The organism is Paraburkholderia megapolitana (genome assembly GCF_007556815.1).
GTDB lineage: Bacteria > Pseudomonadota > Gammaproteobacteria > Burkholderiales > Burkholderiaceae > Paraburkholderia > Paraburkholderia megapolitana.
Genome location: NZ_CP041743.1, coordinates 1365740 through 1388924, shown reverse-complemented (window position 1 = coordinate 1388924; position 23185 = coordinate 1365740). Strand labels below are relative to the sequence as shown.

General features: G+C 62.6%; 22 protein-coding genes. 10 read left to right on the top strand and 12 right to left on the bottom strand.

Annotation, left to right across the window (positions count from 1 at the left end):
• Positions 1 to 34: 34 nt before the first annotated feature.
• The gene (locus tag FNZ07_RS05915; RefSeq protein ID WP_091012429.1) at positions 35 to 3832 is read right to left on the bottom strand and encodes a DUF748 domain-containing protein; all 3798 of its coding nucleotides are present in this window, start codon (positions 3830 to 3832) and stop codon (positions 35 to 37) included.
• Positions 3833 to 4088: 256 nt separating this feature from the next.
• On the bottom strand, positions 4089 to 5507 hold the full coding sequence (locus tag FNZ07_RS05910) for a DUF1254 domain-containing protein (protein ID WP_091012427.1): 1419 nt from the start codon (positions 5505 to 5507) through the stop codon (positions 4089 to 4091).
• Between the two features lie 280 nt (positions 5508 to 5787).
• Between FNZ07_RS05910 and FNZ07_RS05905 the strand changes: the two genes are divergently transcribed.
• Positions 5788 to 8328: a heavy metal translocating P-type ATPase gene (locus tag FNZ07_RS05905; protein ID WP_091012425.1), complete on the top strand. Its 2541-nt coding sequence runs from the start codon at positions 5788 to 5790 to the stop codon at positions 8326 to 8328.
• Between the two features lie 32 nt (positions 8329 to 8360).
• Here FNZ07_RS05905 and FNZ07_RS05900 read toward each other — a convergent pair whose 3' ends face one another.
• The 6 genes from FNZ07_RS05900 to FNZ07_RS05880 all read right to left on the bottom strand — a co-directional run bounded on the left by FNZ07_RS05900 (position 8361) and on the right by FNZ07_RS05880 (position 13374).
• Positions 8361 to 8972 (bottom strand): flavin reductase family protein, encoded by a 612-nt coding sequence (locus FNZ07_RS05900; protein WP_091012422.1) that lies wholly within the window; start codon positions 8970 to 8972, stop codon positions 8361 to 8363.
• Between the two features lie 5 nt (positions 8973 to 8977).
• Positions 8978 to 9853, bottom strand: a complete 876-nt coding sequence (locus FNZ07_RS05895; RefSeq protein WP_091012872.1) for a 3-hydroxyacyl-CoA dehydrogenase family protein — start codon at positions 9851 to 9853, stop codon at positions 8978 to 8980.
• Between the two features lie 258 nt (positions 9854 to 10111).
• On the bottom strand, positions 10112 to 10369 hold the full coding sequence (locus tag FNZ07_RS05890; protein ID WP_091012420.1) for a hypothetical protein: 258 nt from the start codon (positions 10367 to 10369) through the stop codon (positions 10112 to 10114).
• A 408-nt stretch (positions 10370 to 10777) separates the two neighbouring features.
• A complete protein-coding gene (locus FNZ07_RS33555) occupies positions 10778 to 10936 on the bottom strand; it encodes a hypothetical protein (protein WP_170275672.1) in 159 nt (52 codons plus the stop codon).
• A 337-nt stretch (positions 10937 to 11273) separates the two neighbouring features.
• On the bottom strand, positions 11274 to 12563 hold the full coding sequence (locus FNZ07_RS05885; RefSeq protein WP_091012418.1) for a hypothetical protein: 1290 nt from the start codon (positions 12561 to 12563) through the stop codon (positions 11274 to 11276).
• Between the two features lie 124 nt (positions 12564 to 12687).
• Positions 12688 to 13374 carry an MgtC/SapB family protein gene (locus FNZ07_RS05880; protein WP_091012416.1) on the bottom strand — a complete coding sequence of 229 codons (687 nt, stop codon included), beginning with the start codon at positions 13372 to 13374 and terminating at the stop codon, positions 12688 to 12690.
• A 146-nt stretch (positions 13375 to 13520) separates the two neighbouring features.
• On the opposite strand from FNZ07_RS05880, the gene FNZ07_RS05875 reads away from it, so the two are divergent.
• A complete protein-coding gene (locus FNZ07_RS05875) occupies positions 13521 to 14630 on the top strand; it encodes an AGE family epimerase/isomerase (RefSeq protein WP_091012413.1) in 1110 nt (369 codons plus the stop codon).
• Between the two features lie 177 nt (positions 14631 to 14807).
• A complete protein-coding gene (locus FNZ07_RS05870; RefSeq protein WP_245811487.1) occupies positions 14808 to 15809 on the top strand; it encodes an alpha/beta hydrolase in 1002 nt (333 codons plus the stop codon).
• 11 nt (positions 15810 to 15820) lie between these two features.
• Here FNZ07_RS05870 and FNZ07_RS05865 read toward each other — a convergent pair whose 3' ends face one another.
• Positions 15821 to 16705 carry a LysR family transcriptional regulator gene (locus tag FNZ07_RS05865; protein ID WP_211367890.1) on the bottom strand — a complete coding sequence of 295 codons (885 nt, stop codon included), beginning with the start codon at positions 16703 to 16705 and terminating at the stop codon, positions 15821 to 15823.
• A 136-nt stretch (positions 16706 to 16841) separates the two neighbouring features.
• On the opposite strand from FNZ07_RS05865, the gene FNZ07_RS05860 reads away from it, so the two are divergent.
• Complete coding sequence (locus FNZ07_RS05860; RefSeq protein WP_091012411.1) at positions 16842 to 17246, top strand: carboxymuconolactone decarboxylase family protein; 405 nt, start codon at positions 16842 to 16844, stop codon at positions 17244 to 17246.
• Positions 17247 to 17286: 40 nt separating this feature from the next.
• Here the strand turns inward: FNZ07_RS05860 and FNZ07_RS05855 are convergent, their stop codons facing one another.
• Together FNZ07_RS05855 and FNZ07_RS05850 are read right to left on the bottom strand one after the other, a co-directional pair.
• Positions 17287 to 17898 (bottom strand): GNAT family N-acetyltransferase, encoded by a 612-nt coding sequence (locus FNZ07_RS05855; RefSeq protein WP_091012408.1) that lies wholly within the window; start codon positions 17896 to 17898, stop codon positions 17287 to 17289.
• Positions 17899 to 17912: 14 nt separating this feature from the next.
• Complete coding sequence (locus FNZ07_RS05850; RefSeq protein ID WP_091012866.1) at positions 17913 to 18134, bottom strand: hypothetical protein; 222 nt, start codon at positions 18132 to 18134, stop codon at positions 17913 to 17915.
• Positions 18135 to 18190: 56 nt separating this feature from the next.
• On the opposite strand from FNZ07_RS05850, the gene FNZ07_RS05845 reads away from it, so the two are divergent.
• The 3 genes from FNZ07_RS05845 to FNZ07_RS05840 all read left to right on the top strand — a co-directional run bounded on the left by FNZ07_RS05845 (position 18191) and on the right by FNZ07_RS05840 (position 19542).
• Positions 18191 to 18832: a DUF1003 domain-containing protein gene (locus FNZ07_RS05845; RefSeq protein WP_322789491.1), complete on the top strand. Its 642-nt coding sequence runs from the start codon at positions 18191 to 18193 to the stop codon at positions 18830 to 18832.
• Positions 18833 to 18851: 19 nt separating this feature from the next.
• Positions 18852 to 19025, top strand: a complete 174-nt coding sequence (locus tag FNZ07_RS33550) for a hypothetical protein (RefSeq protein WP_170275640.1) — start codon at positions 18852 to 18854, stop codon at positions 19023 to 19025.
• Between the two features lie 313 nt (positions 19026 to 19338).
• A complete protein-coding gene (locus FNZ07_RS05840; protein WP_091012403.1) occupies positions 19339 to 19542 on the top strand; it encodes a cold-shock protein in 204 nt (67 codons plus the stop codon).
• Between the two features lie 343 nt (positions 19543 to 19885).
• On the opposite strand, the gene FNZ07_RS05835 is transcribed toward FNZ07_RS05840, so the two are convergent.
• On the bottom strand, positions 19886 to 20446 hold the full coding sequence (locus FNZ07_RS05835; protein WP_143098077.1) for a hypothetical protein: 561 nt from the start codon (positions 20444 to 20446) through the stop codon (positions 19886 to 19888).
• Positions 20447 to 21368: 922 nt separating this feature from the next.
• Here FNZ07_RS05835 and FNZ07_RS05830 point away from each other — a divergent pair.
• The 3 genes from FNZ07_RS05830 (at position 21369) to FNZ07_RS05820 (ending at position 22890) form a co-directional block, all read left to right on the top strand.
• Positions 21369 to 21620, top strand: coding sequence for a DUF1488 family protein (locus FNZ07_RS05830; RefSeq protein ID WP_091012864.1), 252 nt, complete (start codon positions 21369 to 21371; stop codon positions 21618 to 21620).
• A gap of 141 nt (positions 21621 to 21761) precedes the next feature.
• Positions 21762 to 22508 carry an enoyl-CoA hydratase/isomerase family protein gene (locus tag FNZ07_RS05825; RefSeq protein WP_170275671.1) on the top strand — a complete coding sequence of 249 codons (747 nt, stop codon included), beginning with the start codon at positions 21762 to 21764 and terminating at the stop codon, positions 22506 to 22508.
• 169 nt (positions 22509 to 22677) lie between these two features.
• A complete protein-coding gene (locus FNZ07_RS05820) occupies positions 22678 to 22890 on the top strand; it encodes a hypothetical protein (protein WP_091012388.1) in 213 nt (70 codons plus the stop codon).
• Positions 22891 to 23185 lie beyond the last annotated feature (295 nt).

The window sequence follows — 23185 nt, the reverse complement described above, 5'->3', positions numbered from 1 at the left end:
CGCGGCGGCGTGAACTACCGTGACAAGCCGCGCATCATTTCAAACCGAAGTCCACCCGCGTCGGCGCGCCCTTGTCCTTGATACCCTGCGCGTCGAGCTTCGGTGCAACGATGAAGACCCGGCTGCTGTCGATCTTGCCTTCGAAATACTGCTGCACGGCCTGCGCGCGCTGCTGCGCCAGCTCACGCAGGCTGGCGTCGTTGACCGGCGCATGTTCGGCGATGGCGCTCTTCATTTCGTCGGCGGGCAGGGACTTCGTCAGGCCGACGAAGTTGTGCGGCTTCTTGAAGTCCGCGGCCTTGTACGCCTTGGTCAGATATTTGTCGTAGTCGGCGGCGTCGACGGTCACCGTCGATGTGTCGACGCTCTCGCCGTTGCCGACCGTGTCCTTGATCTTCTGCTGCTTGACGAGACGATCGACATACGCGGTGCGCAAGCCTGGCTCGTCAGCGGCCGGATCGACGCGGCCGATCAGATCGATGCGGATCGACGACTTCTCCGTGAGCACCTTGATGATCGTGTCGAGCTTCTTCGTCGAAGCATCGGACAGCTTCGCCGAACCCGGATCGAATTCGACGTAGCCGAGTTCTTCGCTATTGCCGCCGCCGAATGCGTTGGCGATCAGCGAGAACGGCGCCGTCACCGCCTTCTCGAGCAGGTTCAGCACCGCATGCCAGATCAGCCCACCGATGCTGAACTCGGGGTTCGACAACGAACCCGACACGGGGATATTCACGTCGATTTCGCCACGCGAGTTTTTCAGCAGCGAGATGGCGAGCCGCACCGGCAGCTTCGTCGCGGTGCTGTTGTCGACGTGGTCGCCGAAGGTCAGCTGATCGATGAAGATGTGGTTGTTCGCGCTCAGCTGGTCGTTGGCGAGCTGGTAGTGCAGGTCGACGTTCAGCTTGCCCTTCGTGATCGGATAGCCCGCGTACTTCGCCGAGTACGGCGTGAGATTGGTCAGTTCGATGTCGTGCGCACTCGCGGTCAGATCGAGCGCGGGCTTCGCGATCAGTGGATTAACCGAGCCGCGGATCGACAGCGGACCGTTCGCCGCGAGCTTCGCGGCGACGTCCACCGGCGCGGAAGTGGTCGACTGCGTGCCGAACGCACCGATCTTGCCGGTAATGCTCACGAGGTTCGCCGTGTAGTTCGGCTTGATGAAGTTGTCGGTGTAGGTGACGCGGCCATCCTGCAACAGCAACTGGCCGAAGTGCAGTTTCACCGGACTCTCCGGCGGCGTTGCGGCGACCACCGTCGGGGCGGGCCCGGACGCCGGATGCGGCGCCGATGCCGCGACTGCTTCGGATGCAGCAGGCGGTGTCAGCGGTATCGCTTCACCCTTTGCGTTCTTGTCGCGTGTGAGCGACTGCGCTTCGCCTGTTTCGTGCGCGACCACCTGGCTCAGGTTCAGCTTGCCCTGCGCATCGAGCAGCACGCGGCCATAGAAACCGGCAAACGTCACGCGGCTTGCGTCGACGTCGGTGCCGCGTTCGCTGTAATTCGCTTTCAGGTTCGCCAGCGCAAGCGAACGCCAGCCGGCGAATGGATCGGAGGTCGCCTTGTCGAGCATGCGCACGTCGACGAGCGCTACGTCGCCGCGATACTCGACCTGTAGTGCCTTGCTCTGCGACAACGCCACTTCGCCGTTCGCATTCAGCAGCGCGCTCGCGATAGTCGCGTTCAGCTTGTTGCCGAAATACGGTTCGAAGGCTGCTGCATCGAGCCGGTTCGCGTTGATTTTCAGCGCGAGCTTCAGCGGAGTTGCCGTCACGTTGCCGGTCACGCCGAGCGTGCCCTTGCGGTTCAACGTCGCCTGCAGATCGATCGGCAATGGATGGCTCATGTCGTCGCTGATCTGCTGCACCTTCAGTTGCAGCGGCGCTACGCTGAGCTTCACCGGGCGCGGCGTCGTGTTGTCGGTGAATTCCGCCGATCCGTCCTTCAAGCTCAATTCGCCGATTTTGTAGTGCCACGCAGCCTCTTTCGTCGCAGGCTGCGCGGTGCGCGGTGCCGCACGCCGCGGCGCAGCCGCATGCGAATCGGCCAGCGCTGCGAGATCGATGCGACCGTCCTTCAGACGCTGTGCGTTGACGACGAGGCCCGTCAGAGCGACGCTCGTGACAGCGGCGTTGCGCGCGGCCAGATCGACCTGGTCGATCTTCACGTCTCCCTGCGTCAGCCCGATGGCGGTCTCTTTCACGCCGGGCACGTTCAGCTTCAGCGACTGGAGCGTCAGCGTGCTGTCGTTGACTTTCAGGTCGAGCGGCGACTTGCCCCAGTTCGTGTTGAGGTTCACGCTCGCAGACAACGTTCCGTCGGCGATCCGTGCGGCGGTCGCGCCGGCGAGGTACGGCTGCACCAGCGGCAGCGGCAATGTCTTCACGTCGAGCTTCGCATCGGCGGTCTGTGCGGCGAGTGTGAACGAGCCGGTCGCCGTCACCGAGCCACCGCCCTTCAGCGACGCGCCCAGCGTGTAGTGCGCCGGCGATTTGCCGAGCATCGCGAAGTCCGCGAGCGTCGACGACAGATCGGTGATGCCGAGCGTGACCGGTTGCGCGGGCGTGTCGTCGCGGAAATTGACGGTACCGCCGGTGAGTTCGAAGCGCTTGATCGATAGATCGAAGGGAGCCGGCTGTTTTTCGGCTTCGGTCGGCGCGGTGGCGCCCGATGCAGCACTCGCCGCCGATGCAACTTGCACGGCACTGGCGCTCTGCGCAGCGGCGTTTGCCGTTGTGGTTGTGCTCGCGGTCGCAGCACCAGGCGCCGGTGCGAACATGCGCTGCACACTCAGCACACCGTCCTTGTCGCGGGCAAGCGCGACGGTCGGCGCATCGATACGGATATCGTCGAAGCGATAGATATTCTTCAACGGTTCCAGCGTCGCCGCGGCGACATGCAATTGATGCAGCGAGACAAACGGCGCATTGTTCTGATCGACCGCATCGACGTCGTCGAGATCGGTGGTGCCGGAGATGCGCAGCGTGGGCGCGTCGTCGGACATCACGAAGTTCAGTTTCAGATCGCTCGACAGCTTGCCCGTGCGCACGGTGACCGGCAGCTTGACCGGCGCATACGACAGCAGGCGCGGCACGTCGAGACCGTCGAAGCGCAGCGACACTTCCGATTCGCGCGAAGCCGCAAACGGCTTCGTCTTGCCGTCGATGGCGAGCGGACTGCCATCGATCCGCGCGCGCAACAGCGGCTGCACGAAAATATCGGTCTTGGACGGCAGCGTTGCGATAAACGGAATGCCGAGCTTCCACTGGTCGATGACGTGCTTCATGCCGAGCAGCCGGTCGTCGAAATCGATCCGGCCGTTTTCGAGCCGGATGTTCGATACCGAGAACAACGTCGGCTTGCTATTCGGCGTGGACGGCTGCTTCGAGAATTTCTCGATCAGGTCGGTGAAATTGAAGCGCTGCGCGTCGTAACGGATGATGTGAAAGCTCGGCGAATCGAGCTGCACTTCGTTGACGATCGGCGCCGCGCGAAACAGCGACGCCCACGACGGCCGCACGATCAGCCGTGCGATATCGATGAAGTCGCCCGCGCCGCCGCGCTCGCCGATATGAACGCTATCGGCTTCGAGGTTGAGCGTGTAGGGATTCAGTGCGATGCGGCCGATCGTGGCCGGCCGGTCGAGCTGCTTGCTCAACTGTTGCTCGGCAATGTGGCGGATCAGCGGGGGCGCGGCGAAGAAGCCGAACAGGCCGAACAGCACCAGGAAGATCAGCAGGCCGGTCAGGATGCGCCGCGTACGCCGCGCGCTTGCCACGCCGCGAACGGCCTGCAGGGAAGAAACGAGTGCCGCCTTGTTGAGGCTCGCCATGCTTGTCGGTCGCCGATGATGCGGCGGCAAGCCCGCCGCGATACGAAAGTTCAGACTGCGGCAAGTATACGTCCTGGAAGTTTCGTGTCGTGCAAATGTGAGGCAATTTGCACGGTACTGCGCTCATCGATGCAACATGCATGCATATGCATCGACAGGCTTCACACACACGATCTCACCCGCGGACGACACGCCCGAAGGGCAGCGAAGCACCGGCTCGCTGCCCCACCCGTGCGGTTATCCGCGCGTCGCTGCGCTACTGGCGCACAACAGCAGGCGGCGCCCACGAACCATCCGTGGCCTCGGGCTTCGGCGCATACAGACGCATCATCAACTGGAAGTCGGCGCGCGGCACCGGCAGCCAGTTCGCAGCCTTCGCCCGCACCGCCGACACCGTCACGTCGACCGAACCGTCGCGATTGCGCCGCAAGCCATTGCGATCGCCGACCGCGAGGTGCGCCGGCGCACTTTCGCCCAGTGCGCCATCTTTCGTGTACGCGGTGATCGACCAGAAGCCGCGCGTCGGCGGCAACTGGTTCGGCGCGAAGTGGATCTGGTAGCGATTCGCGCCGTTCAGCGCGCGGCCGTCGCCGTCAACCGCGACCGTGGCGCGGACTTCGTCGTCGCGGGTACCGATGCCGGGCTGCGCGAATGCCGCATACGCGCGCAGCGAGTAGTCCGGACCGTAGTTGCCGATGCCGTCGCCAAACCAGCTCCAGCCATTGCCTGTCAACAGGTTGGACGGAGCAGTGGCGACGCGGTCGTGACCGTCGGCAAGGCCCGCGGCGATCGCATCGCTCGCACCCGACGGCAATGCCGCCGACCCACCCGGCGTCACGCCCAGATCGGAGAGGGTCTTCAACGCGTGCGGATCGACCGGTTCCGGCGGATTGTCTTGCAGCGCCTGGGCAAGCCGGCCGAAGAACGCATTGGCGTCGTAACCGGCCACGAGAATGGCCGGCGTGGCGGCGGACGGCACATCGGCGGGATTGCCGCCTGCACGCGCCGCGGGCGCCGCCGCTGTCGCGGTATTCGACCACGCGCTTAGCGGCGCGACACGCATCGCACGCTGCAGCCTGCGGACCGCCACGACGTCGCGCGGACTGCTCGACTGGACGCGCACCGTGAGCCACACGTTGCGGGTCGGCACGTTGATACGCGTGATGCCCTTCGGCAGATCGCCCTGCCAGCCGGGACCGACGAACGCAATCGTTTGCGCCTTGAGTCCCGCAGCGTGCGGGCCAATTTGCGCGGCCGTCGACCAGATCACGTTGGTCCACATGTCGAGCGCGCGCGCGTCGACATAGCGGCCGTGCGAATCGGGCAGCGAAACGATGACGGGTTCGGCACCGACGTCGAGCCAGCCGGTCGAGTCGAGCGTATCGAGGCTGGGCGTGGTCGGGTTCGCCGCGCCGACCGGCGGCAGCGTCTGCGCATGGCGCAGCGTGTTGACCGGCGCCTGGCCCATGCTGTCGCCGACCGCGGCGTCGCGTGCGACGCTCATCAGTACGAGCGGGTAGCCGAACACATAGGAGTCGGCCACCTCGTCCTTGATCCAGCCCGTCGACTTCGGACTGTCACCCGGCGGGGCGGCACAACCAGCGAGGAAAGCGAGGCCCGCGAGCGATGCGCAGGTCCAGTAAAGCGAAACGGAATCTCGGCGACTTTTTATCATTCGTTGATTGTTACAGGCGTTCGGTGAAATAGCGCGAGCCGGATGCGGCTGGGTTCGCTGAGCCCCCGCTCATTGGCGAACCGGCGTGTCTCCGACCCTAACATCGGGTTTTAACGTATCCGTGACGGCGAAGCAAGTCCGAACGCGGTGACACCGGTCTGTCATGTGCGAAAGCGGCGTTTTACCAGGCGATCGAATCTGTTCTTGACCTTCCCATGATAGGAAGGTCGATACTCGGTTTTATCGTGCGGCCAAACGCCGCCTCAGACCGAGCCACATCATGACTGACCTTGCCGTGCCAGAACGCACTGCCCTAGCGCAGGCGGAACTTGAAATCAGCGGGATGACCTGCGCGTCGTGCGCGACGCGCGTCGAGAAGGCGCTGGCGAAGGTGCCGGGTGTCTCGCATGTCTCCGTCAACCTCGCCACTGAAAAAGCCACCGTCGATCTGCACGACACGGCCAGCACCGGCGCTCTTGTCGAGGCCGTTCGCAAGGCCGGCTATGACGCGACGCCTGTTGCGCCTGAAGCCGACCCAGGCGCAGCCGATACCGCGTCAGCGGGGCAGACCGCGGAATTTGCAATCGGCGGAATGACCTGCGCCTCATGCGCGATGCGCGTCGAAAAGGCGCTGGCGAAGGTGCCGGGTGTCTCGCATGTCTCCGTGAATCTCGCCACCGAAAAAGCCGCTGTCGATCTGGTCGACCCCGTGCCCATCGATCAACTCGTCGCCGCCGTGACGAAAGCCGGCTACACCGCCACACCGCTCGCTCGCGAAGCCGACGTCGAGGCGACGCAAGGCGCAGCCGGCCGGCCCGCGCAAGCCAACATCGCACAACGCGAACTCATTGCCGTCGTCGTGTCTGCACTGCTTACGCTGCCGCTCATCGCGCCGATGGTCGGCGCGTGGCTAACAGGAATCGGCCTCGACCTCGCACCGCCGGTCTGGCTTCAGTTCGCGCTCGCCACGATCGTGCAGTTCGGCTTCGGCGCGCGTTTCTACCGCGCCGCGTGGCGGGCAGTCCGCGCGGGCGCGGGCAATATGGATCTGCTGGTCGCGCTCGGTACGTCGGCGGCGTACGGGATCAGCGTGTATGAACTGGTCGTTCACCCGGGCGCCACGGAACATCTGTACTTCGAGGCCGCGGCGGTCGTCATCACGCTGGTGCGCTTCGGCAAATGGCTCGAAGCGCGCGCGAAGCGCCAGACCACCGACGCCATCCGCGCACTCAATGCCCTGCGCCCCGAACGCGCACGCATCGTGGTCGGCGAACGCGAGCACGAGGTACCGCTTGCGCAAGTGCGCGTCGGCATGATCGTCGCGATACGGCCTGGCGAACGGGTGCCTGTGGACGGCAAGATCGTGCAGGGCCGCACGCATATCGACGAATCGCTGATCACCGGCGAGAGCCTGCCTGTGCCGAAGGAATCCAACGATCCGGTCACGGCCGGCTCGATCAACGGCGAAGGCGCGATCACCGTCACCACGACCGCCACTGGGGCAGAGACCACGCTGGCGCGGGTGATTCGCCTCGTCGAGAGCGCGCAGGCGGAAAAGGCGCCGATCCAGCGGCTCGTCGATCGCGTGAGCGCGATCTTCGTCCCCGCGATCCTCGTCATCGCCGCGCTGACCCTGGTCAGCTGGCTGCTCGCGGGCGCATCGGTCGAAAGCGCGATTCTCAATGCAGTCGCCGTCCTCGTGATCGCGTGCCCCTGTGCGCTCGGCCTCGCGACACCGGCTTCGATCATGGCCGGCACCGGCGCAGCAGCGCGCCGCGGTGTGCTGATCAAGGACGCCGAAGCGCTCGAGATCGCTCATCAGGTGAATATCGTCGCATTCGACAAGACCGGCACGCTGACGATCGGCCAGCCGTCGGTCACGGCTTTCGAGCCCCTCGGCATCGAGCGCGACGAAGCGCTCGCTCTGGCCGCGGCGGTGCAGCGGCACAGCGATCATCCGTTGGCGCGCGCGATACTCAAAGCAGCCGACGAGGCTTCTGCCGGGCAATCGCCTGGTACCGATGCCGCTGACACTCGCGCGGCAACGCAGGCGCGTGCCGTGCCAGGCCGCGGCGTCGAGGCGCAGGTCGATGGCCGCACGCTCGGCATCGGCAGCAGCCGCTGGCTGGAGGAACTGCATATCGCGCTGCCGCCCGAAGTCGCGGCTCGCGCCAAGGCGCTGGAGCAGGCTGGCAATACCGTGTCGTGGCTGATGGAGCTGGGTAGCGATAACGGGCCGTCAACCGCACCTGCAGCGCTCGTGCTGATCGCCTTCGGCGACACGCTGAAACCAACGGCGCGCGCGGCGATCGAACGGCTCGCGAAAATGGGCGTGAAAAGCGTGCTCGTAACCGGCGATAACGCAGGCAGCGCAGCCAGTGTCGCCGCCGCGCTTGGCATCGACGAGTTTCATGCGCAGGTGTTGCCCGAAGACAAGGCCCGCGTGATCCACGATCTGAAGATCCGCACCGCCGGCGTCGTCGCGATGGTCGGCGACGGCATCAACGACGCACCCGCGCTTGCCGCGGCCGACATCGGCATCGCGATGGCGACCGGCACCGACGTCGCAATGCACGCGGCCGGCATCACGCTGATGCGCGGCGATCCGGCGCTGGTCGCCGATGCGATCGACATCTCGCGCCGTACGTGGCGCAAGATCCAGCAGAATCTGTTCTGGGCGTTCGTCTACAACCTGATCGGCATTCCGCTCGCCGCTTTCGGCCTGCTCAATCCGATGCTGGCCGGCGCGGCGATGGCGTTTTCGAGTGTCAGCGTCGTGACCAATGCGCTGCTGCTGCGCGGCTGGCGCGGCGCGAAGTAAGAAGTGAGCCGCGGTCGCAGCTTCGCCTTTGCTCACGCCGTCGGTCGCACCATCTTGAACATCGCGCCGATCTCCGCGTAGTCGGCGCGATACCCCGCGCGCATGATCGGCTGGGCGGCCTGCGTATCGAACAGGCCGTCCTTCAGATACGCAGGATCGATATGCACGCCGACCACCTGGCCAAGCGCGAGGAAGTTGTCCATCGGCGTGCCGTCGAGCGTATGCAAACGGATCACCTGCAACAGCCTGCACTCGAGTGCCGCGGGCGTCTCGCCGACGTGCGGTACCGCGACATTGCGACCCGGTGCCGGCGTCAGACCGGCCAGTGCGAATTCGTCGACATCGGGTGCGACCGGTGCCGACGAGCGGTTCATCTGCTCGGCTAGCGGCTTCGTCGCGAGATTCCACACGAATTCGCCGGTCGCTTCGATATTGCGGATGCTGTCCTTGTAGCCTTCGCTGCAGAATCCGATGATCGCCGGAAACGTCGCGAACGCGCCGAAGAAGCTGTATGGCGCGAGGTTCAGGCGCCCTTCGGGATCGCGTGTGGAAATCCAGCCGATCATGCGCGGTGCGACGATCGCCTTGAATGGATCGTGCGGCAAACCGTGGCCTTGCGCGGGGTCGTAGAAAAGATGCGACATGGGGCTTATCCTCCGCCAATCAAACGCTTGCGCAGCGCACGGACTTGCGCAAGACGCGCCTCGTCCCATTCGTAAAAGCCCGCACCGCTGCGCACGCCGACGCGGCCTGCGTCCACCTGTTCGCGCAGTAGATCGAGCACGTCGTTATCGGTGGCGAGTTCGGGCAGCAGATGTGTGCCGACATTGAGCAGCGTATCGAGGCCACCCAGGTCCGCGCTTTCGAGCGGACCGACAATGCTCCAGCGACGCCCGAGCGACGCCTTCATCACGCGATCCACGACTTCCGGCGAAGCTGCCCCCGAGCGCACGATGTTGAGCGCTTCGCGCAGCAGCGCAAACTGCAACCGGTTACCGACGAACCCCGGAATCGCTTTCGCGAGCACGACCGGTTCCATGCCGATCGCTTCCATCAGCGCGACGGTACGGGACGTGACGTCGGCGGACGTAGCCGAACCGGGCACGACCTCGACGAGCGGAATCAGGTGCGGCGGATTCCAGAAGTGCGCGATGACGAAACGTTCGGGTGCCTGCAAAGCGGACGCGAGCCGGTCGGGCGGAAAACCGCTGGTGTTGCTCGCGAAAATCGCGGCCTCGCCAAGCACGTCCGCAAGCGATGCATACAGACGATGCTTGAGTTCGAGTACTTCGGGAATCGCTTCGATCACGAAGTCTGCAACGGCCATCGCGTCGAGCTGCGCGCTACGCTCGATGCGCGCCAGCGCGGCCTGCTTTGCCGCAAGGTCGATACGACCGGCGTCGAGCAGTTCGTCGAGGATCGCCTCGGCCTTCGACGCAACACTCGCAAGGCGCGATTCATCGACGTCGTACACGATCGTCCGGTAGCCATGCAACGCGCTTTGCGTAGCGATGCCAACGCCCATCAACCCGCTGCCGATCACACCGATGACGGTCGTGTCAGGCCAATCGATGCGCGAAGTACTGGCGCGCGAAGTGTCCACGTTATCCAAGCTGTTCTCCTGCCGAGCCTTCGATAGAAGCTCCAGAGAATAGCCCAACGCGCCCGTTCGCGACGCCAGATGCAGCAAGGCCGGCGCCCTTGCGAACGCCGGCCTTGCTGGGCCTGCTACCCGACGACGCCCCACGCCGCATCGGGTTGACTGCTCGTTACGCTACGTCCGTTAAGGACGACGATCGTGGTCGCGCCGCGGATCATGATCGTGCGGATGGCGATGCATCCACTCGTCGTGCGCCCAGTAGCGGTGACCGTCCCAATACCGATCGCCGTGCCAGCCGATATTGATCTGCACACCCACCGGCATCATCTGCGGCTGTTCGACCACCACCGCCTGCGCGAACGCACTGCTTGCAGCCAGTAGTGCACCGCCTGCGAGCGCTGCGGCGAGGATCGTTTGCGAAACCCTGTTGCGTGTCTTCATGGAACACCTCCCTTTTTCTCAGGTTTGCCGCGAGGCGGTCGGCGTGCCCGCTTGACTGGACATGTCGTCGTGATTCGGCCCCGCGCTTGCAATCCACTCTAGCGACCGATGCCGCGTGAATACGTGAGGACTTGTAAGCGCAGATTTCAGGATGACCGGGAGGTAAAAAACCGTATCGATACGGTCGGACCGCTGTTTATCGGGGCGATCGGAAGGCACGCGGCAACCGTCTGCCGGAGCGGCCGGTCAGCGGTCGTTACATTCATTTCGGTCTCGAAATATCGCGTAAAAGCGGAGGTGTGGATGACTCGAAGCGCAAAACCGTCAGACAAAACAAAACGGCGCGTCCAGACAGGACACACCGCTTACCGACGATGCGCGAAACAGACCGCGCGATGTCAGCTGTGTTCAGTCGATCAGGCGGATACCGAACAGCGTGGACTGCGACTCGCGAACGCGTTGCGCTTCACGTGCGCGCGCTTCGTACGAGTAATCCGAGTCCATCGGCAGATGCGGCGACGCGAAGAGGCCGCTGACCTTTTGAAACAGTGCGAGGATAAAGCTCATGGCGACTCCCGGTTGATAGATGGCTAGGGTTTTCCCTTAAGTTGGATTCTAGGGTTTTCCCTAGTCGATGTCTAGTGCATCGCACCATTTTTAACAATTGATGGTGTTTCTACGGTGGGAAGGCGGTTGATGCGTTGCATCAATGCAACGGGCGAGTGGCTGACTCGAGGTCAGAGCCGGTCTCCGTCCGCCACGCGCAAACGCACGTCTGGCGGGCGTTACGGCCAGTTAGAGGGGATGGGGGAGCCGCCGGCGGAAAGGAAAGGCGGCAGGATGCGGCGTCGAATAGCCGCAACCTGCCTCGCCAGTACCCGCGCCAACCACGGGCTCGCAAAGCTCAGTGCGCGTTCGTCGGCTTCGACTTATGCCCGTGCTGCGCTTTCGAAGGATGCCGGGCCGGCGCCGCCGGACGCGGTTGCGCCGCTGCCGGCGCGGGCGCCGTTGCAGCGGGTACCGGTACCGTGGCCGAATCGGTGTCGAGCAGCGTCGCGAGCGTCGCCTGCTGGTTCAGCATCATCTGCTCCATGCGCTGTTGCTGCAGCATCGTGTTGCGCGCGAGACGCATCAGCAGCAGCGTTTGCGCGATACCGATCGCGACCGTCACGAGCAACGCACCCACGACGATCGACAGCATCCACTTCATACGGCGCGAGTGATCGGTTGCCGAGCGACGTTGATCGGCGATCACGCCGTACAGCGCATCGACGGTATCGGCGAATGCCGTGGCGCGGGCGCGATCGAGCTCAGGCGTGGCGCGCGGGGTCTCATGCTGCATCGGTGGAGCCGCGGGCGGTATTGCGCGGAACGTGCTCGATGTGGACGGTGCGGGTGTTGTGGCGGCGGTCGACGCAGTGTGGGTGGTACTCGCCGCTGTATCGGCAGGAGGTGCTTCCGTTGACGGTGTTGCTGACGCCGATGTGCCCGCTTCGCGCGATGCGCTCGCAGCTTTTGCAAACGTCGCGGCGAAACGTTGCGGCGGCGTTGCCGGCTTAGTGCCGCTCGTCGTGCCGGACGAGGACACCGTTGCGTCATCGGGTGACTGACGCAGCGCGGCGATGCTGCGCGCCACGCTTGCCGTCGCACTGGCCTGTGCAACCTCGTCCGATACGGCCGGTTCCGCAGATTCGACTGCCGGTTGCGACGTACCGCTTGTAGCGTTCACGTTCGCGGCCGGTTCGCCAACGTTGGTCGAAGCAGGTGCATCGCTCCACTGGCCAGCACGCTCACCCGTTACCGCCTCCGGTGTGGTGTCGTCGGATTTTGGCGAGCGCGAAACGCGCCGCACCGCCTTCGTATCGGTGCCCGTCGCCACACCCTGCACACCGTCCGGTGCCCCAATCGCAGCGAGCACCACTTCCGGCAACTCGAACCCCGACAGCGTGCCCTGGCGAACGTCGATATTCATCGCCTGCAGCGTCGCGCGGGTGGGATCGTCGGGGAACAGGTCGAGCGTGCTGTCGTCGCTGGGAACGTCGCTCAGTTGGGCAAGGCGCTGCGCGGATTGCGCGGCGCGTGCAAGCTTGTTCTCGGTTTCAGTCGAAACGCTCGAGGCTTGCGGCTTCGCTGCGTCGGAACGGCGCCGCCGGGTGGTGGGGGATGCGTGGGGATCTGCGGAATCTGCTGCCATAGCGATGCAAGAAAAGAGTAGTCGCGCAGCGCTCGTCGCCGGACATCGGGCGCCGGTCGCTGCTGCGCGATGCGGTCTGTGCTTTTTTGAAGACCGCATTGTCGCACGCCCGGGCGCGCTCGCATCACGATGGCAAGTTCTCCTCCTTGAATTCTTTCACGCCGGGCAGTTGTCGCAGTTGCTGGCAGATCGCCGCATATTCGGGTGCCGACACCCGGTGCAGCGTGATCATCACCACATCGAACTCGGGTGCGTCGTCGCTTTGCTGCATGACGAACTGCTTTACGCGCGGGCTCGCCGTACCGAGTGCGTCGTGCAGCGAATGAAACGTGAGCGCGCCGCGTTCAACCAGCATGGTGAACTGGCGTCGCTGCTTGACCGTGATGAAACGCCGCTCGATCGGCTTGATACCCGCGAGAATGATCAGGATGATCACCGTCGCTGCAATCGATGCGGTGTACAACCCGCCGCCCACCGCAAGACCGATGGCTGCGACCGACCAGAGGCTGGCCGCCGTCGTTAGCCCGCGGACAATCTCGCCGCGCAGCAGGATCGAGCCCGCGCCGAGAAAGCCGATGCCGGACACGACCTGGGCAGCCATCCGCGACGGATCGAGCACGATGTGGTCGCCGCCCAGTACGTCTGCGAAACCGAATGCCGAGACGATCATGATGAGCGCAGACCCCACGCACACGAGCATGTGTGTACGTAGCCCCGCAGCCCACGAAAGCCGTTCCCGCTCGAAGCCGATGACGCTGCCGAGTGCGGCAGCCACGATCAGTCGTGAGATGAGTTCTACATTCCCCAGCATTGCTTTACCTCCTTATCGATATCGATGAATCAGTGCTCGCGCAGCCGTGACACCGTGCCGGATGCAAGCCCGGGCGCTGCGCCCCGGTCCAGCCGGTGTACAGTGCTGCATCCGTCGCCCTCTACCCGACTTCACGATACACACGCATGAACCCGTCCGCACCGCTGTCCACTTCCGCCATTTCCGCCGCTGCGCAACTACGCGAGCATTTCGCACAGATCGTTTTGCCGGCCTGGCGCGGTCCCGGTTTCAACACGACACTGCATCTGCCGTATGAGGCGGTGCACAGCGACGGGCGTACTGCGCTGCCTGCAGTACGCTACCGCGCCATGGCATGCGCACGCCAGCTGTTTGTGTTTTCGCAGGCAGGCGATGCCGCACATGCCGATACGCTGTTCGACTCGCTGCGCCGCTACTTTCTTGACAGCACGCGCGGCGGATGGTTTTACAGCGTCGACGAAAAAGGTGCGCCGCTCGATACGACGAAAGACCTGTATACCCACGCATTCGTCGTGTTCGCTTGCGCCGAATATGGTGCGCGCTCGGGCAACCGCGAGGCGCTCGATATCGTGCAGCACACATCCGCGCTCATCACCGAACGCTTCGCCGCGTCTGATGGTTTGCTCAACGCGGCTCTCGATGCGGGCTTCTCGAGCGTCACTAGCGCACCGCTGCAAAACCCGTTGATGCATTTAACCGAAGCGTGGCTCGCCGCCCGCGAAGCAACGCATGACGCCGCCTACGACGACGCGTTGCGGCAACTCGGCGGCGCTGTTGCACGCACGTTCGTCCACACGCCGACTGGTTGCATCGCCGAGCTGCCGATCGGTGCCGACGATAATCGTCTTGAGCCCGGTCATCAGTTCGAATGGTTCTGGCTCGTACGGCGTGCCGGCGCGTTGCTCGACGGATCGGGGCTCACCGATGCGCTGCCGCGCGCGTTTGCATTCGCGCAGCAGCATGGTATCGACACGGCGACGGGCAGCGTGCACGCGGCGCTCGACGAAACCGGGCGCGTCAAGGATGCAACCCAGCGCATCTGGGCACAAAGCGAATATCTGCGCGCGCTCGCCGCCCACGATGATGTTGCCGTGCAAGCGGAATTGACACCGCAGATCGCGCGTTTTCGCGAGCGGTTTTTGCAGCCGCATGGCTGGTTCGAATGCAAGACGCCCGATGGCAACGTCGCGCGCGCCGACATGCCGTCGACCACGCCCTACCATCTCGCCACGGCCTACGCTGCGTTGCCTGGCTGAGCGTGTGGTGCCCGGTGTGACGCCTGCGATATTTTATAAATATCGCAGGCTGCTTGAATATATATTTTACGTCCCACACGACGATCGATAAGCTACGTTTCCAACGCCGGTTTCCGCATGGACTTCATTGCATGCGACGACGCGCGTTCGCTTTCGCAACAACCGCAAGGAAACGGTGTGAACAGGAATCGTCGATTGATCATGAGCGCTGGGCTGTCCGCCGTCGCTACGATGGCGTTTGCCCGTGGCGAGAAGCATCGCGGGCTTCGTGATGTCCGTGACGTCAGCGACGTCCGTGATGCCCGCACCGCGAGCCGCGCTTCGGAATCGCTGGCGCTATGGCCGAGCGGCAAGATGCCGGGCGGTAGCGGCCCCACCGGCCCCGAACACGTCAGCGCAAAAGGTTCGGTGACCAACGTCTCGCACCCGCGCATGAACGTCTATCGGCCACGCAAGGCAAACGGCGCAGCGGTTCTGGTGATCAGCGGCGGCGGTTACCGGCATATCGAACTCGGCAGCGAGAGCGGTCCGGCGTGTCGATGGCTGCAATCGCTCGGCGTGACTGCGTTCGAACTGATCTACCGCCTGCCCGACGAGGGATGGATACGAACCGCGCCGCTGCAGGACGGCCAGCGCGCCATGCGCGTTATCCGTGCGGCCGCGCCATCGTTCGGTATCGACGCGCAGCGCATCGGCGTACTGGGTTTTTCCGCGGGCGGACATCTGGCCGGTATGACGGCGGTCACGCCGCAAATCGACCGGTACGCATCTATCGATGCAACCGACAAGCTCTCGTCAAAGCCCGGTATCGCCGGGCTGATCTACCCGGTGTTGAGTCTGGTGCCACCGTTCGACAACACCGAAACGCGCCGTCAGTTGATCGGCGAGCATCCGAGCCTCGCAGAGGCAATCGAATTCTCGGTGGACCGGCAGGTCACCGGCACCTCGCCGCCCACTTTTCTCGCACAGGCAAAGGACGATCCGGTCTCGCCAGTCGACAACAGCCTGATGATGTTCAACGCGCTGCGCAAAAACGACGTGCTCGCCGAGATGCACATCTTCCAGGCGGGCGGTCACGGCTGGGGGATGGGTCAGCCCGGCTCGCTCGTTCACGCGTGGCCCGCGTTGTTCGAAACCTGGGCGGTGTACAACAAGCTGATCCCCGGCGTGCCCGTCTGAACAGCGCGCGGCTATCGCAGCGACTCCACCACGAAGTCGACAAAGCTTCTTAATTTCAACGTGAGCCGCCGGTCCGCGAGATACAACAGATGCACCGGCCGCGACGGCAGTTCGTAGTCGGGCAGAAGGCGAATTAGCCGGCCCGTTGCAACGTCGTCTTCGACCAGCACCTCAGGCTGCATGATGACGCCGAGCCCCGCAATAGCAGCCGTGCGCAGCGCCTGTCCGTTGTTCACCGTGAGACGGCCCTTCACCGGCACGCTTTCCGTCAGCTCGCCGCGACTCAGCCGCCAGATGTTCTTCTTCTGCCAGTAGCTGAAGCCGAGACAGTTGTGCGCACTCAGATCGGCTGCCGTTTGCGGTATGCCCGCTTCCGCGAGGTACGCGGGCGCCGCGCACAGCCACATCCGGTAACGCTTGAGCTCTCTCGCGACGAACCCCGAATCGGCCAGCTCGCCGATCTGTATCGCCGCGTCATAGCCCTTCTCGACCCAGTCGATCGGACGATCGGCCAGCGTCAGATCCACATCGACACCGGGATAGCGCCGCAGATAGCGAGCAAGCGCAGGCACGAGACGCTGACTGCCGAACGATACGGGCGCATGCACCTTCAATACGCCGCGCGGCGCAGCGCGCATTTCATCGGCACACGCATCCGCTGCGTCCGCATCGGCCAGCACTTGCCGGCACCGCTCGTAGTAGAGCCGTCCGACTTCCGTCAGCGACTGCTGGCGCGTCGTGCGATTCAGCAGCTTCGCGCCGACCCGCTCCTCGAGAAAGCGCACGTGCTTGCCGACCATCGTCGGCGAGATGCCGAATACCTCGGCGGCGGCGGCAAAACTGCGCCGGTCCGCGGCGCAGACGAACACTGACATGCTGAGCAGACGATCGAGCATTCCGAACCTATGGTTCTGAGTGAAGGCACCCGAGCCTACTTCAAAACATAGCGGTCAACAACGATATTAGAGGCACGGCACAGACGGCGCCGATGTCCGACGGGCCGCTTCCTTCAACCTCTTCAGGAGTGACACGATGCCTACCGATTCCCCTCTTCGTCGCCGCGGTCTCGAACTGTTCGAACAGCTTCACGGCGGTCATGCCGGCGCGGCAATGGTCGCCGAGGTCGCGGAGATCTGCCCGGCGTTTGCGGACATGACGATCGAATGGTCGATCGGTTCGATCATGGATCGACCCGGTCTCGACCTCGCAACGCGCGAGCTGATCCTCGTTGCGTCATGCGTAACGCTCGGCAATGCGATGCCGCAATTGCGCGCGCATGCCGAGGCAGCACTGAGGGTTGGTGCGACGAAAGAGCAGATCGTCGAGACCGTTCTACAACTGACTTTCTATGCGGGTGGTCCCGCCGTCAGAAATTCGCTCGTGTTTTTGAAGGAGGTGTTTGCGCAGATGGAGCACGAGACAACTGCTACGGCGTGAATCGCGGGCGTTTGCTGTTGGTCGTCGCTTGCTGTTCGTGTCAATATGCAGCCGATCTCGCGATCTTATGCAGCAGCAGCGTCTTCACGTCCGCCCACTCGGAATCGATGATGCTGAAACGCACCGAGTTGCGTTTGCGCCCGTCCGGCATGATGCGCTCGTGCCGGACGATGCCTTCCTGTTTCGCACCGATGCGCAGAATCGCCGCGCGTGATTTCTCGTTGAGTTCATCGGTGGTGAACTGCACACGCACTGCGCTCATGACTTCGAACGCGTGGGTCAGCAGCAGCAGCTTCGCTTCGGTGTTGACGCCCGAGCGTTGAACCGACTCGCTCAACCACGTGTGGCCGATTTCCATCTTCCGGTTCGCGCGGTCGATCTTCCAGAAGCGTGTACTGCCGACCAGCGCACCGGTATCGCGCCGAACGATCACAAACGGCATCACCGTACCGGCGCGCTTTCCTTCAAGTGCGCTTGCGATGTACGCGTGCATCGTTGTAGGTCCGGGAACGACGGTCACGCTCATGTTCCACAACTCGCCGTCAGCTGCAGCCGCAAGCAGGCCGGATGCATGTTCCGATCGCAGCGGATGAAGCTCGACGAGCGTACCTACCAGCGTGGGCTGAACCAGTTCGGAGACGTTGTGACTCATCGATGAGCGCGCGATCAATCCCAGAGGTTGCGAAACGCAACGGCTGCGATCACCGGTACGCAGACCACTAGCGGAATCGCGAAGTACGGCACTTCGAGATCGACGAACCAGGTGTAGATGAGCCAACCGATACCGGCGCCCAGCGTGATCACGCCAACCAGTGCGGTCAGGATATTCAACGTCAGGGTGGAAGGACGCTTGCGCGTTTTTTCATTATTGGCAGGAGGCGTTTTCATCGCAGCACCGAAGCATGTCGTGACGGATATCCAGGTCATCGATTCTACTCCGGCGCGTGTTACTTTCATTGCGCTGCAAACTGCTGGCTTTCGTCGCGTGCTGCGCTACGATTCCCTTCGGCCTCACTCCGTTCTCATCCCCGAACAGGATTCCCCATGACCGAGCCGACCCTCCCCCCACCGACACGCCCAAAGCTCATTCACACGGCATACATCTGCGTTTTCATCTTCCTTACGCACATCTGTCGTCGCCATTCGGCGACGACTGGTTCGCGCTAAAAGCCGAAGCATTCGCGCGCTTCTTCGGCACGCCGACGTTTCTGATCGCGCAAACGCTGATCGTGCTGCTATGGGTTATAGCGAACGTGACCGGCATGACGAAGTTCGACGTCTACCCGTTCATTCTGCTGAATCTTGCATTCAGTCTGCAGTCGGCCTACGCCGCACCGCTGATCCTGCTCGCGCAAACGCGTCAGGCCGATCGCGACAAGGCGCATGCGGACGCCGACGCACGACATCGCGAAGAACTGGCGCTCGCGGCCGAACAGCGTGCCGTGCAGATTGGCGAGCAAACCGCGCAGCTCACCGCGCTTGTCGAGCAGAACACGAAACTGACCGAACTCACGCGGCAACTCAGCGAGCGCATCGAAGCACTGACGAGTGAAATGCATCGGAAGGTTTTGTCGGGCAACTTGTGACGTGTAGCCGGCGGGATGGGTGACCAAGGCGCAGATTTCGCTCGATGCGCCTTCAATGCTCCACTATTTCTTCTTGACGGGGACAGTGACCGGCGCGGTTTTCGGCGCAGTCGCCCAGGATACTCCGGCCGCGGGCGACGCCGGTTTTTTCGGTTGTTTAGGTTTTTTCACCTCGCGATTACTGCGCAGCTGACCCTTTGCCATCATGCTTCTCCCGTTTCGTCAGCCGCGAAAGCGGCCGCGCTTCAGGCATGATCGCTGCATTTGGCGAGGTTGTCGCGATGTATTTCGTCCGATATTTGGTGCGACAGTCGGGTTACATCGATTTCTTATAGTCCTTGACCTTTCCGGTCGCATCAGCGTATTGTGCGCGACGACGTTCAAGAAAGTCGATTGCTGCTCATCAATTGATCGCTGTGTTAGCGGTATTCGTGGTCCTCTCACTCCTTGATCGCTTCGAACGCTCCATTCCGGAGCACATTTTATTTTTCACCAAGGATTTGATTATGGATACCGGTACCGTCAAGTGGTTTAACGACAGCAAGGGCTTTGGCTTCATTACTCCGGATGCAGGCGGCGAAGACCTTTTCGCGCATTTCTCCGAAGTGACCGGCGAAGGCTTCAAGACGCTCGCTGAAAACCAGAAGGTTTCGTACGAAACGAAGCGCGGCCCGAAGGGTCTGCAAGCGGCTAACATCAAGCCGCTGTAATACAGGCAGCAGCAAGTCTGAAGTGCGGCACCTGGTCTTGTACCAGGTGCCGCACTACACAATACGCTTGCGTGCCCGCTGAAACGTCCAGCACCACGTGAAGTTGAAGTGTGCTCGGGTTGCCGCGACGGCTTCAGCGCCGAACCAGCTTTGGCGGGCGCTACACCGCGACACCAGTAGCAGCTCAAAGACACCCACATCTCGGTCTACAGTCAGGACAAACTTGAAGCCATCGCGCTGACAGTCTGCCTCGTACGACTCTCGCCTCTCATTCATCACGCGAATTCTTCGCCGCGAACCTCGTTCCAGCCAGTCAATCCTTGGGCTTTGAACGTGAATCCCTCTATCGCGCTTCATCCTTGAAACTGCTTCGCGTAAAAGCGTCCGGTGCATCGGTTAGACGTTGGTGGGCCAGCCTGGTCGTCCAGTCGGAACCGGATCCCCGAGATGGATTCACATACGCGGCCGCCGACTGCGCGGTGCCTGCGCTCACGGTTGCGGCCTGACGGAGTGGGTCGTCGAAGATCTTGACCGCTTCTTCCAGTGTCGCAGACATAAAGAAAGGCGAAGTCGCATCCTCGGGATCCAGAGACGGCGCAACCCGAGCGACGACGAGCGGTGCCGGCGCTACGGCCGACTTGCGGATTGCCGGCCCGGATGTCGCGCGTGCCACGACGAGGGGTTCGCTCCGGAATTTCTCACGTGAGCCAGCGCTATTGGCACCTGCCTCGGTACGTGTCGCGTCGTGTTGCGACAACGGTGTAGTAGACGATGAAGTCACCCCAGCGACTCGTTCCGGTGATGCCGGCGGCACGGTTTGCGGCACATTCGCCGTGGGCGTGGTCGCAGCGAGCCGGTTGTGCGATTGCTCGATATCGCCGGGCGTTGGGATGGACGGTCGCACGGAGTCTCCAGCGGTAGTTCCGGACACCACTTGGACCGATGTCGTGACGTGAGACGTCGGCGTGTGCGCAACGATGAGCCAACCAATGATTCCGAATCCACCGATGCTCAGACCAGTCGCAAGTATTGCGCGTCGCCGGCGCATGGCAGCCGCAGTTGGAACGGTTGCCGCAGCTGGCAAGACAGCTGGCAAGACTCGCGCAACCGGCATGACTGGCGGCACAACCGGTAGTGACGGCGGCGTGACCGCAGCCTTGCCGGAAGGCGTCCAGTTGCACCTGCTATGCGGTGCCTCGACGTCAATGCAGGTCGTCTTCGTCCACGCGAGTAGCGCGTTATGCATGCCCCGGTACGTCCACTCGCGGCCGAACGGAACGCCGTCGAAGAGCGTGGACCGAGGGCTGGCAAAAATGCCTTCGATGGTGATGGAGTCCGGTTCATTCATGGATATAAAGCGTCGTGCGGAGCAACGGTACGCCGGAGCCGGCACGAAGTCGGTAAATGAAATGGTGCGCCATATTGTCTGACGAGCAGTACGCCACCAATCAGATTGATCTGATTTTCATTTCTTTCGAAAAATGCGATTCAATGGCGTATTGAGCGGCGAATCCGTCCTCATAAAAAACCAACAAACGATGCTTTTATCGTGAACTCCTGACATTCGGGATGCCACCTATCCAGCGTGATTTTCACGGGTTTTCTGCAGTCGCAAATACAAGGCAGCGCACTTACAAACAAACCCTTGACCGCGCGAGTCTACGGGGGCACTGTTCATTGCGAAGCTTGGAAAGTTTCGAGTATCCATCCGTCACATGTATCTCGTTTGTCTCGCGCCTGTAGCACCGTTTGCCGGTCGCAACGCCGTGCAAAACCCCTCGCGACGTGATACCGATACTCAACGCCTCAAGAACCGGGATGAGAACATGGCGCTCAATTTCCCCAATCCCAGCCGCAGCTACGATGCCTCACGACACTGCGTGTGCTTCTGGGGCTACGACAATGCTCGCGAGATCGCTTTTGCCATCAATGACTCGGTGATATCGAGCCTCGGGTCCGAAACAGGCCAGGACGAATCGGCCGTGCTTGCCGCATTCGATCGCCACCGCGAACGCATTTTGTCGCTGGCCAGGAATGTCTATATGGGCGGACCGCAGAACCGCTATACGATTTCCTGAAGGCGTTTCTAACGCAGCGATAAAGCGGTGTATTTGTCGGCGGTTTTCTTTGTCTGCATGCGCGTGTGCAAAAACAGCACATGGTTATGCAACGGTGTAGCCTTCCGGTTCAGCCTGCAGACACGTCACTCCCCGAACACCATGAACGACGACACGACCAGCGGCACGCCGCGCTTTGCGATCCGCGACCAGATCGCCGAAATCACGCTCGATCGACCGCATCACCACAACCGGATCGACCCGGACGATCTCGCCCCGCTGATGGCACATCTGCGAACCGTGCGCACATCGCAAGAATGCCGCGCGCTCGTCATCACAGGAACGGGCACGCAAACCTTCAGTTCCGGCTACACGTTATCGGCCATCGTCGAACAACTGGACGGCCGCTTCGAAGCGTTTCTCGATGCACTCGAACAATGTCCGGTACCGACAATCTGCGCATTGAACGGCAGCGTCTACGGCGGTGCAACCGATCTCGCGCTGTGCTGCGATTTCCGTATCGGCGTAAGCAGCGCGCAGATGTTCATGCCCGCCGCGCGCATCGGGTTGCACTACTATCCCGGTGGCATGCGCCGCTATGTCACGGCACTCGGCATCGCGAACGCAAAGCGGCTTTTCCTGACCGGCATCACGATCGACGCCACTGAAATGCTGCGTATCGGTTTTCTGACCGACCTCGTCGACAGCCACACCGATGCATTGAACGAGCGCGTCGCGCACTACGTCGATGCGATTCGCGTGTGCGAACCAGGTGTCGTGCGATCGATGAAGACACAGCTAAACCAGATCGCAGCCGGCGAACGCGACGCGCTAATCTCACGCACAGATTACGAAAACTCGCTGGTATCGGAGGAGCTGCGTGCGCGGCTGGCGGCACTCAAACGTTGAACTGCGTCGTCGCACCCAAACGCGGTTCCGCCTTACACCCACCCGCATCATCTGAAGCCTTTTCGTCAGCGATGTAACAGCGTAATCCGCGGAAAAAAGCCTGTAGCCAAACGTCAGAAGCGGCTCACTAGTATGACGCCATTGTCTGTGCTCGCCACGGAGGTGTCGAATGTTGAGCCATCACGAACTCGCAACCTTGCTGCTGTTTCGCGACGCAACTTTGCGCTTCGAGGAATTCGATCCCGACGTTCTCGCCTTGTGTCGCTACGAACTCGTGGAAGTGCGAGGACGCGATCCTCGCGGCTCGACGCTGGAGCTGACCACACGCGGCCGCGACCTGTTGCGACGCCTGCACCTCGATGGCAGCGACGCCCTGCAATAAGCCCTGCTGTAACCCCAGCGTCCCCTGCTCCATATAAACCCTGATTGACCCCATTGTGCGCGCTGGATAACTTACCAAATGTTAAATGGAAGCGCTTCCATTTGACGCGATTTCCCACCTGGCGCAACAACAATCTCTCCTCACGTCGAGGGTAATTACTTCAGCTCGCATCATGAAAGTGTCCGCACGTCGCGCAGCACGACGAACGGGCACGTATCCATGGTGCATAGCATTTCTTTACGTTTCTCCAACGTCACATTACGGCGCGCACGAGGCGACCAGAGCCGGCATCAAT